The organism is Marinobacterium arenosum (assembly GCF_019795155.1).
GTDB classification, from domain to species: domain Bacteria; phylum Pseudomonadota; class Gammaproteobacteria; order Pseudomonadales; family Balneatricaceae; genus Marinobacterium_C; species Marinobacterium_C arenosum.
Window position 1 is genome coordinate 106,996 of record NZ_JAILYN010000009.1, and the last position, 16,456, is coordinate 123,451.

Here is a 16,456-nt window from a genome sequence, read left to right on the forward strand (position 1 = left end):
TCTACGCTAAGCGGTGGGGAGCGTCAGTTCAATCCGCCTGGGCCGCTGGCTCCAACGATTGTTTTGCTCTGGCTCCACTGGCCGGCGCCGGACGTCGGCGGCGAAGATTCAGGGGCGGTATTGGCTCAGCAGACGGCGGATCACGGCGCCGACATAGTCACCGATCTCCGGGCATTTGCTGGCCCTGGGGCCGGCCACGTTCAGGGTGCTGAGGCTGTGCGCTTCGACAAAGCCCTCCAGCGCGCCGGCGGCGCTTTCCGGGCTGACCAGGCTGATATCGATCAGCTTGCAGGGTTTGTCCATCTCCAGACAGCATTGCAATGTGTAGGCGGTGCCGCCGGAGGGGCTGTCCTGGTAGAACACCACGGTGCCGTCGGCGGTTTCCACGTTAAGCCAGGTGCGGGTGGCCTCGTCGCCGTCACATTCGCTCAGCGGGTAGCGCGGATCGATATGGCCGTCCTCCGCCAGTCGCGCCTGCGGGCACCAGCCGCCGCAGGGGAAATCCAGCTCGAGGGCGGCATCGAGCGCCGCCCGGTCGGCGCCGGTTTGGCCGCCGGAGAGTATTTTTTTCAGCATGGTCCGCTCCCTGTCGCTGTTACTGCCCTCTGCAGTGTAGGCGTTGATAGGGCGGCGGGGGAGCGGGCTGGGGCCGGCAGTGATTACACTTTGGTCGCGTACTTGGGCCGCGTACCTTGGTTGCGTAGCCGGGTCAGATCAGCAGGGTCTTGGACGGCTCGCCGGGGATTTCGCGGGCCAATTTGGGCACCAGATAGCCGGGCAGCTGGCGCTGCAGCTGGTCGAACAGCTTGCGGGCCTGGTCATCGCTGACATCGAAGTGGGCGCTACCGGCCACCGGGTCGAGCACGAACAGGTAGTAGGGCAGTACGCCGGCATCGAACAGGGTTTCGCTGAGTGTCTTCAGCGCCTCGACCGAGTCGTTGACCCCCTTCAACAGCACCGCCTGGTTCAGTACCGGTACCCGTGCCTGCCGCAGCGGCTGCAGCGCTTCGCTCAGTACCGCGTCGATCTCGTTGGCGTGGTTGGCGTGCAGTACCAGGATCGGCTTGAGCCGGGTGCCGGTCAGCGCGGCGATCAGTTGGTCGGTGATCCGCTGCGGGATCACCACCGGCAGCCGGCTGTGGAAGCGTACCCGGCGCAGGTGCGCAATGGCGGCCAGCTCGTTCAGCATCCGGGCGATGCGGCCATCCGGCGCGGCTAGTGGATCGCCACCGGAGAACAGCACTTCGTGGATGCTGTCGTCGGCTGCGATGTAATCGAGAATCCGTTGCCACTGGTCCGGCCCCAGCCGGTTCTCCTGATAGGGGAAGTGGCGCCGGAAGCAGTAGCGACAGTTGATGGCGCAGGCGCTGGTGGTGATCAGCAGTACCCGCCCCCGGTATTTGTGGATAAGGCCGTCATGCGGGTTGTTCTGCATCTCGGCCAGCGGGTCGGTGACAAAACCCGGCACCGGCTGCAGCTCGGCATCCAGCGGCAACACCTGCTTCAGCAGCGGGTCCTGCAGATCGCCCTTGCGCATCCGCTCGATAAACGGCATCGGTACCCGCAGCGGGAACTGCTCGGCGGCGCGCCGGGCCGATTCGACCAGCTCGACCGGGAGTTCCAGTAGCCGGATCAGTTCGGCCGGGTCGCTGATGGCGGAGGAGAGAAGTTGCTGCCAACGGGCGGTGGGTATCTGCATATCGGTGTCATCGGCTGGGTTGGCGCGCATTGTTGCCCTGTGCCGGCGGACTGTCAATTTCCCTGTCGGGGGTATCGGTCGAGCGCCGATTTTGCGGCGTCGTCGCATTGCAGTAGAATAACCGCCATCCCGGCCGGCCCGCGGTGGCGGTCGGCCCGCACCTGTTAAGTGGATTTGAAATCAATATGGCAAACTACTCTTCCAACCAGTTCAAAAACGGCCTGAAGGTGATGATCGACGGCGATCCCTGCACCATGGTCGACGTGGAATTCGTTAAACCGGGTAAAGGTCAGGCGTTTACCCGCGTTAAACTGCGCAACCTGCTGACCGGCCGTATCTGGGAGCGTACCTTCAAGTCCGGCGACAGCGTCGAAGGCGCCGACGTGATGGATACCGATATGGAATACTCCTATTACGACGGCGAGCTGTGGTACTTCATGGACCCGAGCACCTTCGAGCAGTACGGTGCCGACGAGAACGCCGTGGCCGACGCCAAGAAGTGGCTCAAAGAGCAGGACAAGGTGATGGTCACCCTGTTCAACGGCAACCCGATCTCCGTTACTCCGGCCAACTTCGTCGAGCTGGAAGTGGTTGAAACCGATCCGGGCCTGAAAGGCGATACCGCCCAGGGCGGCTCCAAGCCGGCGACCCTGAGCACCGGTGCCGTGGTTCGCGTACCGCTGTTCATCAACCAGGGCGAAATCCTGAAGATCGACACCCGTACCGGCGAATACGTCTCCCGCGCTTGATTCCGCGACGGACTCAATAACGCGTTCTGAAAACGGCAGCCACGGCTGCCGTTTTTCGTTGTTTTTGTTTTCTTTAATTTTTCTATGGTTTCGCTTCACTCGAAGCATCCTGAGCCGACAAATCCCGCACGCCGGGCAGAGAGGTAGCTGTGAATAGCGATTGGCAACCGACCGCATCGATCGACAACCTGCGCCGTCGGGCCGGCATCGTAGCCGATATCCGGCGCTTCTTCGCCGAACGCAGTGTGCTGGAGGTGGATATGCCGGTGATGTCGCACTGCGCGGTCAGCGACCCCTTTATCGACAGCATCGAGGTGGCCTACCGCGCCTACCCGCAGGCCGAAGCAGAGACGCTCTACCTGCAGAGCTCGCCGGAATACGCCATGAAGCGGCTGCTGGCGGCCGGTAGCGGGGCGATCTACCAGCTCGGTAAGGCGTTCCGCAACGGCGAAGTGGGCCAGCGCCACAATCCTGAATTCTGCATGCTGGAGTGGTACCGGCCCGGTTTCGACGACCAGCGGCTGATGGATGAGGTGGCGGCGCTGGTGGAGCCGATCCTCGGCCTGCCGCCGATCGAGCGGATCAGCTACGGTGAGCTGTTCGAGCGGTACCTGCAGATCGACCCGCACCGCGCCACCGCTACCGAGCTGGCCGCCGAGGCCCGACGTCACCTGGATGTTCAGATGGACGACGAGGACCCGGACAGCTGGCTGAACCTGCTGATGTCGCACGTGATCGAGCCGCGACTGGCCGAGCGCGGTGCGCTGTTCGTCTGCGACTATCCGGCCTCCCAGGCGGCATTGGCCCAGGTTCGCAAGGATCACAAAGGGCGGCCGGTGGCGGCCCGTTTCGAATTGTTCGTCAACGGTATCGAGCTGGCAAACGGTTACCACGAGCTGACCGATGCCGCCGAGCAGCAACGCCGGTTGGAGGCCGACCAGCGCCAGCGTGCGGCCCTGGATCTGCCGCAGCGACCGCTGGAGATGCGGTTGGTGGCGGCGCTGCAACAGGGGCTGCCGGACTGTGCCGGTGTCGCCCTGGGGGTGGACAGGCTGGTGATGCTGGCGTTGAATACGGAACAGATAGGTGACGTGATCGCCTTCCCCTACCCCCGCGCCTGATCATGGACGAGGTATGCAATGGAACTGCAGGTCGTAACCGAACGCTCGCTCTGGCTGTCGCTGACGGTCAGCTTCATCGCTGCTGTCGCAGTGGTGCTGCTTGGTATCTATGCCGAAGTTGACCAGGCGTCGCCGCTGGCCCGAATCGGCCTGCTACTGGGTACGGTGCCGCTGGCCACGCTGCTGTTCGCGCTCGGTTCCGGGCCGGTGCGTGCCTTTGTCACCGAGCGCTTCAACAAGCCGGCGGCGGCCCAGCAGGCGGCCGGCCTGCTGGCGCTCTGCCTGGCGCTGACCGGTATCGGCAGCGGCTTCGACCCCTATTTCTGGCTGCTGATGTGCGGCCTGTTCGCCGGGCTATTGCTCGGCATGCGCCGGCTCAAGCAGCAGCAGGTCGGCTGGCTCGACCTGCTGGCCTGGTTGGCGCTGTTGATCCCGTTCGATTACCGGCTGACCTCGCAGCAGTGGTTCGGTGCGCCCGGCTTCGCCTATGTCTGGTGGTCGATTGCGGTCAGCGTGCTGCTGTTGCTGGTGTGGCGGGAAAGTCGCCGGCTGCCCGGGCTGAACATGTGGCTGGTGCCGCAATGGCGTGACCTGCTGATCGGTTTCGGCGTTGCCGCGGCGGCTCTGCTGGTGCTGGTGCCGCTCGGCCTGGCATTCGGCTTCCTGCACTGGAATCCACCGGCTACCGTGGATATCGGCAGGGCGCTGGGCCTGTTTGTTGGTCTCTTCGTCAGCGTGGCGATCCCGGAGGAGCTGTTCTTCCGAGGCGTGTTGATGATGGGACTGATTCAGCTGACCGGCCGGCCGCTGCTGGCGATACTGCTGTCATCGCTGGCGTTCGGCATCTTCCACTGGAACCGGGTCGATACCCTGCAGCTGCAGCTGGCCTACTGCGCCCTGGCGACCATCGCCGGGCTGGCCTACGCCTACGCCTACCGCAAGAGCCGCAACAACCTGCTGGCGCCGGTATTGACCCACAGCGCGGTGGACTGGGTCTGGAAGATGTTTTTTATAGCCTGATTTTACTTCCAGTAATCCGTGCAGTGGCCTGCCGCCGGATTGGCAGCAGGCATGCCGAGCCACTGAAATCTGTTTATTCAAAATATTAAGCCGGCAACTGCTTCAGCATCGCCTGGCGGATTCGGCTGATCGCCTCCTGCACCATCTCGAACGGGCAGCCGAAGTTCAGCCGCATGAACTGGTCGTTGCCGAAATCCCGCCCCGGCGACATGCCGACGCCGGCCTGCTCGAAGAAGTGGGCCGGGTTCTCCAGCTTGGCCGCCGATACGTCGATCCAGGCCAGGTAGGTGGCTTCGATCGGTTGCAGGCTCAGGCCGGGGATCTTGTTGATCTCCTCCACCAGGTAATCGCGGTTGCGGCGCAAGTACGACAACTGCTTCTGGTTCCAGTCGTCGCCGTCGCGGTAGGCGGCGATGGCGGCGGTGTAGCCGAGCAGGTTGACGTCCGGCACGATCCCCTTGCGAACATCCTTGAAGCGCTTGCGCAGCTGCTTGTCGGCGATGATCGCGAACGAGCAGCCCAGGCCGGCGATATTGAAGGTCTTGCTCGGCGCCATCAGGGTGATGGTGCGGGCGGCGATCTCCGGGTTCAGCGAGGCCAGCGGGATATGTTCGAGGCCCGGTTCCAGGATCAGGTCGCAGTGGATCTCGTCGGAGCAGACCTGGAGGTCGTGACGCTGCACGATCTCGGCCAGTCGTTCCAGCTCCTCACGGCGATACAGGGTGCCGCCCGGATTCTGCGGGTTGCAGAACAGCAGTAGCCGGGTGTCCGCGGTGATCGACTGCTCCAGCGCGTCGAGATCCAGCAGCCAGCGCTGCTCGACGAGTTTCATCGGCACGCTGACCAGGCTGCGCTCGGACAGCAGCGGCGATGACATGAACGGCGGATAGATCGGCTTCGGCGACAGCACCGCCGAGCCGCTGTTGCCGACGCTGCGGCAGGCCAGATTCAGGCCGCACACCAGACCGGGCAGCCAGACCAGCCAGTCGGCCTCGATCTGCCAGCCGTACAACCGCTGCATCCGCTCGATCACCAGCCGGGTCAGCTCCTCCGGGGTGTTGGTGTAGCCGAACACGCCGTGGTCGATCCGCTGATGCAGTGCTTCGATCACCGCCGGCGGGGCCATGAAGTCGGTATCGGCCACCCACATCGGCAGCACGTTGCTGTCGCGGTAGCGTTCCCACTTCTGGCTGGACGTGGCGCGGCGGTCGATCGGGGCGTCGAAGTTCTTGCTGGCAGTCATTGCAATCGGGTCTCCATCCGGCAGGGCGCTGAACGCCGGCCCTGGGGTATTGGCTGAATACAGGGCCATTGTAGACGGAGCGGGTCGCGGTACGTCAATGACCGTCGGCAACAAAGGTTGGTGCTACTGCAACGGCCGCACGGGCAGTGTAGAATCCCGGTATCCCATCTTGATTGCCGTCGGACGCGACGACGGTGCCAGAACAATTAGAATGATCGAGCGATGCCCGCCGGCGTCGCCTCCCAGGTATGGAGTACCCGACATGAGCGACAACAACCGCGTCATTATTTTCGATACCACCTTGCGTGACGGCGAGCAGAGCCCGGGTGCGTCCATGACCCGGGATGAGAAGCTACGCGTTGCCAAGCAGCTGGAGAAGATGCGCGTCGACGTTATCGAGGCCGGCTTCGCGATCGCCAGCCCGGGCGACTTCGAGTCGGTCAAGGCGATCGCCGACAGCGTCAAGGACAGCCGGGTCTGCTCGCTGTCCCGTGCGCTGGATGCCGATATCGACCGCGCCGGCGAAGCGCTGGCCAACGCTAACGCCGGCCGCATCCATACCTTCATCGCCACCTCGCCGATCCACATGGAATACAAGCTGCAGATGACCCCGGACAAGGTGGTCGAGCAGGCGGTCCATGCGGTCAAGCGGGCCCGTAACCTGATCGACGACGTCGAGTTCTCGCTGGAGGACGCCAGCCGCTCGGAACTGGATTTCATGTGCCGTATCATCGAGCAGGTGATCGACGCCGGCGCCCGCACCATCAACATCCCGGATACCGTCGGTTACGCGGTGCCGGAGGAGTTCGGCCACACCATCGGCCAGCTGATCCAGCGCATTCCGAACGCCGACAAGGCGATCTTCTCAGTGCACTGCCATAACGACCTCGGCCTGGCGGTGGCCAACTCGCTGGCGGCGGTCAGCGCCGGCGCCCGCCAGGTGGAATGTACCATCAACGGTCTCGGCGAACGGGCCGGCAACGCCTCGCTGGAGGAGATCGTGATGGCGCTGCGCACCCGCAAGGATATCCTCGGCCTGGAGACCGGCATCGACACCACCCAGATCGTACCGGCCTCAAAGCTGATCGCCAGCGTGACCGGTTTCCCGGTGCAGCCGAACAAGGCGATCGTCGGCGCCAACGCCTTCGCGCACGAGTCCGGTATCCACCAGGACGGGGTGCTGAAGCACCGCGAAACCTACGAGATCATGACCGCCCAGGACGTCGGCTGGAATGCCAACCGGATGGTGATGGGCAAGCACTCCGGTCGCGCCGCGTTCCGCAGCCGGCTGGAGGAACTGGGTACCAGCTTCGCCACCGATGCCGAGCTGAACAGCGCCTTCGCCCGCTTCAAGGAACTGGCTGATAAGAAACATGAGATCTTCGACGAAGACCTGGTGGCGCTGGTCAGCGATACCCGCGCCGAAGCGGCTAACGAAACCTTCAAGCTGGTCAGCCTGTCGGTCACCTCGCAGACCGGCGAAACCCCGGTGGCTACGGTGACGGTCAATATCAACGGCCACGAGGAGCAGGCGGAAGCGGCCGGTTCCGGTCCGGTGGATGCCGCCTTCAAGGCGATCGAAGCGATCGCCCAGTCCGACGCGATGCTGCAGCTGTATTCGGTCAATGCGATCACCGAAGGTACCGATTCCCAGGGCGAGGTGACCGTACGGCTGGAGAAATCCGGCCGGATCGTCAACGGCCTGGGGGCAGATACCGACATCATCATCGCATCGGCCAAGGCCTATATCCATGCGCTGAACATGCTGCACGCCAATGTGCAGAAAGCGCACCCGCAGGTTTGATGGTTTTCGATGGTTAACCGGCACGTAGTGGCAGCAGGGCAGGCAGCATGATCGACCAGCAGCGGCGTCACCAGTACCTGGAGGCGTTGGGTATCAGCAGTTGGCTGCCCACCCGGGCGTTGCCGGCGGCGGCGCCCTCGGACGACTGGGTGTGGGATTTCCGCTACCCGGCGCCGGAGATTCCGTTTGCCGACGGCGTGCCTGAACCGGCCGACATGCCCCGGCAGGGGGCGCGACCGGATCAATCGCCAGCCAGTGTGCCGCGAGGCCCGGTGCCGGCGGCGGCAAAGGCCGCGGCCGAGCAGGCGCGGGCGGCGATCAATAACAGCCTGTCGGGCGATGCGCCGGTGGCTGCGAAACCTCAGCCGAAACCGAGCGTCGCCGCCGAGCCGATGCCGACATCCCGACCGTCACCGAAACCGGCCGAGATTCCGCGTTTCCGATTGGCCTTCGTGGCGATCGGCGACACCCTGTTGGTCGATTCGGTACCCCCGGCGGCGGCCAGCGATTTCAGCAGCTCGCAGCGCCGGCTGTTGTGCAATATCGCCGCTTACCTGGGGCCGCGTATCAAGCAGTGCCCGGAACCGGCACTGCTGCCCTGGCCGATGCTGGCCAACAGTTCGCTCGACCAGAGCCGACCTCAGGCGGTGGCGGCGGTACAGCACAAGCTGAACCGGCTGGGCCGCGAACATCAGATCGGCCGCATACTGCTGTTGGGCCAGGCGGCGGCGCAGATGGCGCTGGACCGCGAGGAACCGATAGACGAGCTGCGTGGCATCGCCTTTACCGTCGCCGGCGGCGCCAAAGCGGTCGCCACCCGCAGCCTGACCGAGGCGTTGCAGTTGCCGGAGATCAAGGCCGAGATCTGGCAGGATCTGCAGGTACTGCGCAAGGCTACTACCGGATGACCAGCGTACGCACCCTGGATGGCAGTGCGCTGCCCCAGTTGCGCGCGTTACAGCAACGCTGTTTCGACGAGTTCTGGAGCGAACCGCATTGGCGCGCGCAGATCGAACAACCCCGTAACCGGTTGCTCGGTATCGCGTGCGATGCACAATTAGTGGGCTATGCGCTGTTCAGTACTGTGCTGGATGAGGCGGAACTGTTGCAGGTCGCCATCGATCCGGCCTGGCGGCGACGCGGTCTGGCGCAGCGGTTGCTACAGCAGGCACAGGCCGAGCTGGCGCGGCAGGGAATGGCCCGGCTGCTGCTGGAGGTGCGGGTGTCCAATGAGTCGGCGGTGCAGCTGTATCGTCGGCTGGGCTTCAGTGAGGACGGACGCCGGCGCGATTACTATCCCACCGCGACTGGGCGTGAGGATGCGCTGCTGATGAGCTGCCCGCTGACCGAGTAGAGGGGCTGTTCCTGTCGGCCAGCGAAAATTTTTCGTTTAATGCCGGTGGATAGTGTTTTACGGCTGTTGGAAAAAGCGAGTTTTTGATGAGCATCTCGGAAGGGCTGCTGACAGGCCCCTGGCTGTGGCTGATCCACCTGTTGTATCTGTTGGCGCTGGGCGCGGCGGTCTGGCGCGCGCCCTGGCGGGTACTGGCCGACAACCGCCGGCTGCAGCACCTGCTGTTTGGCGCCACCGTGCTGTTGATGATGATGTGGTGGATGCGGGCCGGCATCTCGCCGGGGCTCAGTATCCACTTCGTCGGCATGACCGCGATGACGCTGATGTTCGGCTGGGATCTGGCGATTCTGGCCGCCTCGCTGGCGCTGCTGGGCATGACGCTGACCGGCAAGGAGAGCTGGGACGGTTTCACCGTCAACGGCCTCTGTTCGGTGGTGCTGCCGGCGCTGGTCAGCTACGGCATCTACCGCTGGGTGGAGTGGAAGCTGCCGAAGAACTTCTTTATCTACCTGTTCCTCTGCGCCTTCATCGGCGGTGGTATCGCCGGCGCCAGCGCCGGGCTCAGCTCGTCGCTGCTGCTCTGGCTGGCCGATGTCTACAGCTGGGCCAAGATCGAGCATGAGTATATCCGCTACCTGCCGCTGATCATGTTCCCAGAGGGGCTGATGAACGGCATCCTGATGACCGGCATGATGGTGTTCTACCCGGATTGGGTACGGACTTTCAACGCCAAGGCCTATATCGATGATCAGTGAGGTTTGAGTCGATAGTGCTGAGTTTACAGTGAACAGTGTTCGTGGCGTCTGCCTTACGGCTTAAAGCTGCGAACTGTTCACTCCCAACTGTTAACTCTTTACCGGCCTCTTGGCTAATTTTCGTTGCAGCGTTCGGCGGTGCATGCCCAGCGCACGGGCGGTGGCGGAGACGTTGCCGTCGTGGTCGGTCAGCACCTTCTGGATATGTTCCCACTCCAGCCGGTTGACCGACATCGGCTGTTCCACCACCTCGATCTCGGCATCCGGTTCCGCATTGTCGAAGGCCGCCAGGATCTGGTCGGCGTCGGCCGGTTTCGGCAGGTAGTTCAGCGCCCCCAATTTGATCGCTTCCACCGCGGTGGAGATGCTGGCGTAGCCGGTCAGCACCAGCATCTTCAATGCCGGCAACATTGCCTTCAGCTGCGGAATCAGTGTCAGCCCGGATGGCCCCTCCATCTTCAGATCGATGGTCGCCAGCGCCGGCCGGAACTGCTCGGCGATCTGCAGGGCCTGGGCCACGTCGCGGGCGACCTGCACCTCATAACCGCGCCGGGTCAGGGCGCGGGACAGCACCCGGGTGAAGGTGGGGTCGTCATCGACAATCAGCAATTTCTGCGCTGGATGCTGTTCCATCGCGCTCTCCATGATGAATACGTAGGGTGACTTCGGTCAGGGTGCCGCCGTTCGGGTGGTTGTACAGCCGTACGTCGCCGTCATGGCGGGCCAGGGTGGTGGCGGTCAGGAACAGGCCGATCCCCAGGCCGCGTCCCTTGGTGGTGACGAACGGCTTACCCAGGTGTTGGCTCTGCTCCAGCGACAGGCCGGGGCCCTGGTCATGGATTCTCAGCCAGATCTCTCTGGCATCCCAGTCCAGCTGAATCCGGATACCCGTTGGGTTGGCGTCGGCGGCGTTATTGAGCAGGTTCAACAGCGCCTGACGTAGCGAGGTGCTGCCTTCGACCGCCGGCAGCGGCCCGCCTGGTAGCGCCGCCAGCTGGAAATCGACCTCCGGCCGCATCAGCTGCCACTGCTCCAGCGCGTCGGCCAGCAACCGGTCGACCGGCACCGGGCCCTGGCTGGCCTGCTCGTCGCGTACCGTACGGGTCAGCTGCTGCAGCCGCTCGGCGCAGCTGTCGACCTGGCTCTGCAGCAGTTGCAGATCCTCCAGCAATGCCGGGTCATCGCGATGATCCAGCTCCAGCTCTTTCAGCACCACCCGCATGGTGGACAGCGGCGTGCCCAGCTCATGGGCGGTGCCGGCGGCCATGGTGGCCAGCGACAGCAGCTGCTGATCGTGCAGCCGGCGCTCGCGCTCCTGCTCCAAGCGCTCCTGCTGCTGCTGCATCGAAGCGCGCATCCGCACGATGAAATAGGTCAGGATCGCCGTGGTCAGCAGGAAGTTGAGCCACATGCCGGTGATGTGCAGGTCGAACAGGCTCAGCAGCCGATGCTGGTGGCTGTCCTGTAGCGGCAGAATCTCGATGTAGTAGTGCAGCAGCGAGCTGTAGATCGCCGCCGCCAGCAGCGCGATCAGCAGCGTCAGTCGGCGTGACAGCGTTGAGGCGGCGATGATCAGCGGCAACAGCAGCAGGAAGATGAACGGGTTGCCGGCGCCGCCGGTCTGGTACAGCAGGCAGCCGTACAGTACCAGGTCGGCCACTAGGTGGGTCGCCAGCTCCGGCTCGGTGACCGGCCAGGGCGAGTGCAGCCGGGCGAAGGTGGCCGCGTTCATCAACGCCGTCGCCGCCAATGTCGAGCCGACCAGCCAGGGATTGAACTCGGCCTGCAGGGCGAACAGCGCGAACAACAGCGCGCCGCTCAGACCCAGCAGGGTCAGGAAGCGGATATAGGTCAGTTGCAGCAGCTGGTCGTGGTGCGGGTTCATGGCGCCCTAGTATATCCGAGCTGCGCGCTCAGGAGGTGCGACAATTCGCCACAGCAGGACCACGCAGCGGCTTCGGGCATAATCGCAGAATCGGACACGTCTGGCCGCTATCCGGCGCCTACACTGGCTGAGCCGAGATGCGGCGAAGCGATGCCCGGCCGGTTGGCCTGAGGTCGATGTTCGTTATGATGGCACTACCCGGCGGTATCAATGACGCCGGTCCGATCAAGGAGACGATCTGTGACTGACCCTTTGCCGGCCAACCTGGTGCCGGAGCACCACTTGATAGCCGCGCTGTCGCCGCGTTGGCGGCAACGCTTCGAACGGGCGATCGCCTATCTGATCGACACGCTGGACCAGACGCCGCCGCCGACCTGGCAGCAGGTGGCTGAGCACTGTGCCCTGTCGGCCGGTCACTTCCACCGGATGTTCCGCCTGGTGTTCCAGGAAACCCCGGCCCAGTATCAGGGGCGGTTGCGGCTGCAGTGGGCGGTGTTCCTGCTGCTCGATGAGCCGCTGCTCAGTGTCACCGAGGTGGCGCAGTATTGCGGCTACTCCTCATCCCAGGCGCTGGCCAAGGCATTGCAGCGGGAGCTGAAACTGACCGCCCGGCAGATACGCCGGCTGGCCGAGGGGGATCACCAGGCCGAGCGCGAAGCCTTGCTGCGCCGGCTGGGCCAGCCGGCGCGGCAAACGGACTGCCTGGAGCGGCAGATCGCCAGGCAGCTGACGTTCCGGCAGGTCGAGCAGCCGGTGCGCCAGCTCTCGCTGGTGCCGCTGGCCTCGCCGGGCCTGGTGAGGATCGACCGGCTCTGGCGGCGCAGGTTCGCCAGGCCGGGCCGCGAGATGGTGCTGCTGACGCCGGTGGCGGATCTGGAAAAGCCGCCGCAGCAGTTGGTCATCCAGCTGGGGATCGAGTTGGCAGCCAGCTCTGGCGACAACTATCAGCTGCCGGCAGGCCGTTTTCTCAGCTGCCGGGTGTCGATCAGCAGTGAAGTGGGCTACCTGGCGGTCTGGGATGCGCTGTACGCCTATCTGCTGGAGCATGATCTGGAACTGGATATGACGGCCAGTTGTATCGAGGTTATTCACAATCCCGAGGCGCTCTGGAGCGAACCCTCGGACATGACGATCAGCGTGCCGCTGCTGACGCGCCGGCCCGGTGGTGAAGTCGAAGACGGCGTCGCCCGGCGTTGAACGTCGCCGGAAAGAGCAGGAGTTTGCACAATGGCTGCAGTGGGTAAGTCGGTATCGGAGCGACTGGATGGGCTCGATCTGGCCAGATTGTTCGCATTTGTCGGCATGGTGATCGTGAACTTCAATATCGTCATGGCTGGGGATGCACCGGGCGGCGGCTTTTTTGGGGGGCTGATCGCCGCGCTGGAAGGCAAGGCGGCGGCGACCTTCGTGGTGCTGGCCGGGGTCGGTCTCGGGCTCGAAACGGCGCGTGCGCTGGACCGCCGCAAGTACCTCGAGCTGTTGGCCCGGGCGCTGTTTCTGCTGCTGCTGGGCATGCTCAATGCGCTGATTTTCCAAGCCGATATTCTGCACTACTACGCATTCTATTTTCTGTTCGGCATGCTGGTGCTGAGGCTGGCGGCCCGCTGGCTGCTGGTTGCGATGCTCGGCTGCAACCTGGTCTTCGTGCTGATGATCCTCCTGCTGGACTACGACTCTGGCTGGAACTGGGGCGACTACAGCTACGTGGATTTCTGGTCGCCTGGCGGTTTTCTGCGCAACCTGTTGTTCAACGGCTGGCACCCGCTTTTCCCCTGGTTGAGTTTCCTGATTTTTGGTCTGCTGCTCGGCCGGCTGAGGCTCGGCGAGCGGCGTTGCCAGAGCGTTTTGCTGCTGCTGGGGGGGCTCGGCCTGCTGTTGGTGGAGGCGCTGTCAGCTCGGCTGACCGGGCTGCTGGCGGGGACCGAGCTGGCCGTGCTGGTCACCACCAAGCCGGTACCGCCGATGCCGCTGTATATGCTGAGCGGCTTCTGTAGCGCCACGCTGCTGATCGCCGGTTGCCTGCTGGTTGCGAGCCGACCAGGCTCGGGACGTTGGCTGCAACTGCTGTTGCCGGCTGGGCGACAGACGCTGACGCTCTATATCGCGCATATCCTGATCGGTGTGGAGTCGCTGGAAGCAATGGGTTTGATCGGCGCTCGGTCGTCGCTGGAGGCGTTGCTGGCAGCGGCGCTCTTCTGTTCGCTGGCTGTCGGCTACGCCTATCTCTGGTCGTGCCGCTTTGGGCGCGGCCCCATAGAGACGGCGATGCGCGGCTTTTCCCAATGGCAGCGGCGACGCTGGGCGGCTGCACTCGGCGGATCGATACATTGACATATACTGTACTCATCAAAGCCGGATCTTGCCCGGCATGCCGCGTTGGCTGACAGCAGATGCATGGCCGGCGCAACGAATGGAGGGCGCAAAGCCCGTGCCGACGTCCAAGCTGGAAATATTGCAACAGATGCCGATCTTTGGCGGCATCAGTGATGAAGCTCTGCAGTTTCTGTTGGTGAGATCGTCCGCCGTCAAACTCGATGCCGGTGAGTTCTTTTTCCATGAAGGTGATAGCGCCGAGTCCCTGTACGTATTGGAGCGGGGCAAGGTCTCCATTACCAAGTGCTGGGAGGAGCAGAACTGCATTATCCGGTACCTGGCGCAGGGCGACTGCTTCGGTGAGATGGCGTTGATCGATATGGGCCCCCGTAGCGCCACGGTGAGGGCCGAAGAGGATTGCTGCGCGATCGAGTTGTCATTGAATGCGCTGTACGAGCTCTATCAGCAGGACCCGACCCAGTTCGCGATGATCCAGATGAACATGGCCCGGGAGCTGAGCCGGCGTCTGCGCGAGGTCAACGAACGGCTGTTCCAGATGCAACTCGATGCGCAGCCGCCGAAAGGCTGATATCAGGTCGGATTTATGTTGGCGCGCCATCGCACGTCGTGGGGCGATCTTTGGAGCATCGATTGTCTATCAGGCCGGGATCGGCGAAAATAGCACCAATCCCGTTCAACTCTGCAGAGCCTGGCTGGAATCGCTCCGCTTGGGCTTAAGTTTGCCCACTCTGCGTCAGTTAGAAGAAATCATTTGATGTCACAGATTGCCCAGGAAGTCGGCAAGCGCCGTACTTTTGCCATTATTTCCCACCCGGACGCCGGTAAGACCACGATCACCGAAAAACTGCTGCTGTTCGGAAACCTGATTCAGACCGCCGGTACCGTCAAGGGCAAGAAGAGCGATCGCCATGCCACCTCCGACTGGATGTCGATGGAGCAGGAGCGCGGTATCTCCATCACCTCGTCGGTGATGCAGTTCCCCTGGGCCGGCCGTACCGTCAACCTGCTGGACACCCCGGGGCACGAGGACTTCTCAGAGGATACCTACCGTACCCTGACCGCGGTGGACTCCGCGTTGATGGTGGTGGACGGCGCCAAGGGTGTCGAGGACCGCACCATCAAGCTGATGGAGGTCTGCCGGCTGCGTGACACGCCGATCTTCTCGTTCGTCAACAAGATGGACCGCGACATCCGCGACCCGATCGAGTTGCTCGACGAGATCGAGGAGGTGTTGAAGATCGCCGCCGCGCCGATCACCTGGCCGATCGGCATGGGCAAGCTGTTCAAGGGGGTCTACAACCTCTACACCGACGAGATCCACCTGTTCACGCCGGGTATGGGCCATACCATTCCGGAGGATCTGCGCATTCAGGGGCTGGACAGCGCCGAGGCGCGCGAGCTGCTGGGCGACGAGTACGACGACTACCTGGAAGAGATCGAGCTGGTGCGTGGCGCCACCCACGAATGGGACCAGGATGCGTTCCTGGCCGGTGAGCTGACCCCGGTCTACTTCGGCACCGCATTGGGCAACTTCGGCGTGCGCGAGATGCTGAACGGCTTCGTCGAGTGGGCGCCGGCACCGATCCCTCGCCAGACCGAAGCCCGTGAAGTGGCTGCCGACGAGGAGAAATTCTCCGGCTTCGTCTTCAAGATCCAGGCCAATATGGACCCGAAACACCGTGACCGTATCGCCTTCATGCGCATCTGTTCCGGCCGCTACACCAAGGGCATGAAGATGAAGCACACCCGGATCAACAAGGACGTGAAGATCGCCGACGCGGTGACCTTCCTGGCCGGCGACCGGGCCAACGTCGAGGAGGCCTGGTCCGGTGATATCATCGGCCTGCACAACCACGGCACTATCCAGATCGGCGACACCTTCACCGAAGGCGAGAGCCTGAAGTTCACCGGCATTCCGCACTTCGCGCCGGAGATGTTCCGCCGCGTGCGACCGCTCGACCCGCTGAAGATGAAGCAGCTGCAGAAAGGCTTGCAGCAGCTGTCGGAGGAGGGCGCGGTGCAGCTGTTCCAGCCGCTGAAGAACAACGACCTGGTGCTGGGTGCGGTGGGTCAACTGCAGTTCGACGTGGTGGTGTTCCGGCTGAAGGACGAGTACAAGGTGGACTGCGTCTACGAGGCGGTCAACGTGCAGACCGCCCGCTGGGTGGAGTGTGACGATAACAAGAAACTGGAAGAGTTCCGTCGCAAGAACCACGACAATCTGGCGATCGACGGCGCCGGCCTGCTGACCTACCTGGCGCCGACCCGGGTCAACCTGTCGCTGGCCGAAGAACGCGCTCCTGATGTGCTGTTCCGCGCCACCCGCGAGCACTGATTGCTAACGATCCTCGATAAGAAAGCGGCCTGATGGCTAATGCCGATCAGTTAAGCTCTTTAACTTGCTGATCAGGCAAGAGAAAATCCGGAATCCATGTTAAGGGTTCCGGATTTTTTTATGCATTTCAGTCAGGCAGTGGATGCCATCTCTCGCG

The 16,456-nt window shown here is 63.5% G+C and carries 16 protein-coding genes; 11 read left to right on the forward strand and 5 right to left on the reverse strand.

The features are described 5' to 3' along the window. Positions 1 to 108 precede the first annotated feature (108 nt). Together K6T12_RS06470 and epmB are read right to left on the reverse strand one after the other, a co-directional pair. Positions 109 to 576 (reverse strand): putative molybdenum carrier protein, encoded by a 468-nt coding sequence (locus K6T12_RS06470; RefSeq protein WP_222220659.1) that lies wholly within the window; start codon positions 574 to 576, stop codon positions 109 to 111. 133 nt (positions 577 to 709) lie between these two features. Continuing rightward, the gene (epmB, locus tag K6T12_RS06475) at positions 710 to 1,699 is read right to left on the reverse strand and encodes an EF-P beta-lysylation protein EpmB (protein WP_255611599.1); all 990 of its coding nucleotides are present in this window, start codon (positions 1,697 to 1,699) and stop codon (positions 710 to 712) included. A 185-nt stretch (positions 1,700 to 1,884) separates the two neighbouring features. Here epmB and efp point away from each other — a divergent pair, with 185 nt between their 5' ends. The 3 genes from efp (at position 1,885) to K6T12_RS06490 (ending at position 4,589) form a co-directional block, all read left to right on the forward strand. Next, positions 1,885 to 2,448, forward strand: coding sequence for an elongation factor P (gene efp / locus K6T12_RS06480; RefSeq protein WP_222220663.1), 564 nt, complete (start codon positions 1,885 to 1,887; stop codon positions 2,446 to 2,448). A 149-nt stretch (positions 2,449 to 2,597) separates the two neighbouring features. Beyond that, a complete protein-coding gene (gene epmA, locus K6T12_RS06485; protein WP_222220665.1) occupies positions 2,598 to 3,569 on the forward strand; it encodes an EF-P lysine aminoacylase EpmA in 972 nt (323 codons plus the stop codon). A gap of 18 nt (positions 3,570 to 3,587) precedes the next feature. Beyond that, positions 3,588 to 4,589, forward strand: a complete 1,002-nt coding sequence (locus K6T12_RS06490; protein WP_222220667.1) for a CPBP family intramembrane glutamic endopeptidase — start codon at positions 3,588 to 3,590, stop codon at positions 4,587 to 4,589. An 85-nt stretch (positions 4,590 to 4,674) separates the two neighbouring features. On the opposite strand, the gene K6T12_RS06495 is transcribed toward K6T12_RS06490, so the two are convergent. Beyond that, positions 4,675 to 5,832 carry a MalY/PatB family protein gene (locus tag K6T12_RS06495; protein WP_222220669.1) on the reverse strand — a complete coding sequence of 386 codons (1,158 nt, stop codon included), beginning with the start codon at positions 5,830 to 5,832 and terminating at the stop codon, positions 4,675 to 4,677. Positions 5,833 to 6,094: 262 nt separating this feature from the next. On the opposite strand from K6T12_RS06495, the gene K6T12_RS06500 reads away from it, so the two are divergent. The 4 genes from K6T12_RS06500 (at position 6,095) to K6T12_RS06515 (ending at position 9,745) form a co-directional block, all read left to right on the forward strand. Next, the gene (locus K6T12_RS06500) at positions 6,095 to 7,636 is read left to right on the forward strand and encodes a 2-isopropylmalate synthase (protein ID WP_222220671.1); all 1,542 of its coding nucleotides are present in this window, start codon (positions 6,095 to 6,097) and stop codon (positions 7,634 to 7,636) included. Between the two features lie 47 nt (positions 7,637 to 7,683). Further along, positions 7,684 to 8,544: a hypothetical protein gene (locus K6T12_RS06505; protein ID WP_222220673.1), complete on the forward strand. Its 861-nt coding sequence runs from the start codon at positions 7,684 to 7,686 to the stop codon at positions 8,542 to 8,544. Beyond that, complete coding sequence (gene rimI, locus K6T12_RS06510) at positions 8,541 to 8,990, forward strand: ribosomal protein S18-alanine N-acetyltransferase (RefSeq protein WP_222220675.1); 450 nt, start codon at positions 8,541 to 8,543, stop codon at positions 8,988 to 8,990. The genes K6T12_RS06505 and rimI overlap by 4 nt, the downstream gene beginning before the upstream one ends. 86 nt (positions 8,991 to 9,076) lie before the next feature. After that, entirely contained in the window at positions 9,077 to 9,745 is a 669-nt protein-coding gene (locus K6T12_RS06515) for an energy-coupling factor ABC transporter permease (protein WP_222220677.1), read from the forward strand. 90 nt (positions 9,746 to 9,835) lie between these two features. On the opposite strand, the gene K6T12_RS06520 is transcribed toward K6T12_RS06515, so the two are convergent. Together K6T12_RS06520 and K6T12_RS06525 are read right to left on the reverse strand one after the other, a co-directional pair. Beyond that, the gene (locus K6T12_RS06520) at positions 9,836 to 10,378 is read right to left on the reverse strand and encodes a response regulator transcription factor (protein ID WP_255611601.1); all 543 of its coding nucleotides are present in this window, start codon (positions 10,376 to 10,378) and stop codon (positions 9,836 to 9,838) included. Beyond that, positions 10,338 to 11,630 (reverse strand): ATP-binding protein, encoded by a 1,293-nt coding sequence (locus K6T12_RS06525; RefSeq protein WP_222220681.1) that lies wholly within the window; start codon positions 11,628 to 11,630, stop codon positions 10,338 to 10,340. Before K6T12_RS06525 ends, K6T12_RS06520 begins: the two co-directional genes overlap by 41 nt. A 240-nt stretch (positions 11,631 to 11,870) precedes the next feature. Between K6T12_RS06525 and K6T12_RS06530 the strand changes: the two genes are divergently transcribed. From K6T12_RS06530 to K6T12_RS06545, 4 genes are all read left to right on the forward strand, one after another. After that, positions 11,871 to 12,827 carry a helix-turn-helix transcriptional regulator gene (locus K6T12_RS06530; protein WP_222220683.1) on the forward strand — a complete coding sequence of 319 codons (957 nt, stop codon included), beginning with the start codon at positions 11,871 to 11,873 and terminating at the stop codon, positions 12,825 to 12,827. Between the two features lie 30 nt (positions 12,828 to 12,857). Continuing rightward, positions 12,858 to 13,961: a DUF418 domain-containing protein gene (locus K6T12_RS06535; RefSeq protein WP_222220685.1), complete on the forward strand. Its 1,104-nt coding sequence runs from the start codon at positions 12,858 to 12,860 to the stop codon at positions 13,959 to 13,961. A 97-nt stretch (positions 13,962 to 14,058) separates the two neighbouring features. After that, positions 14,059 to 14,532, forward strand: coding sequence for a Crp/Fnr family transcriptional regulator (locus K6T12_RS06540; protein ID WP_222220687.1), 474 nt, complete (start codon positions 14,059 to 14,061; stop codon positions 14,530 to 14,532). Between the two features lie 186 nt (positions 14,533 to 14,718). After that, positions 14,719 to 16,299 (forward strand): peptide chain release factor 3, encoded by a 1,581-nt coding sequence (locus K6T12_RS06545; protein WP_222220689.1) that lies wholly within the window; start codon positions 14,719 to 14,721, stop codon positions 16,297 to 16,299. Positions 16,300 to 16,456: the final 157 nt, after the last annotated feature.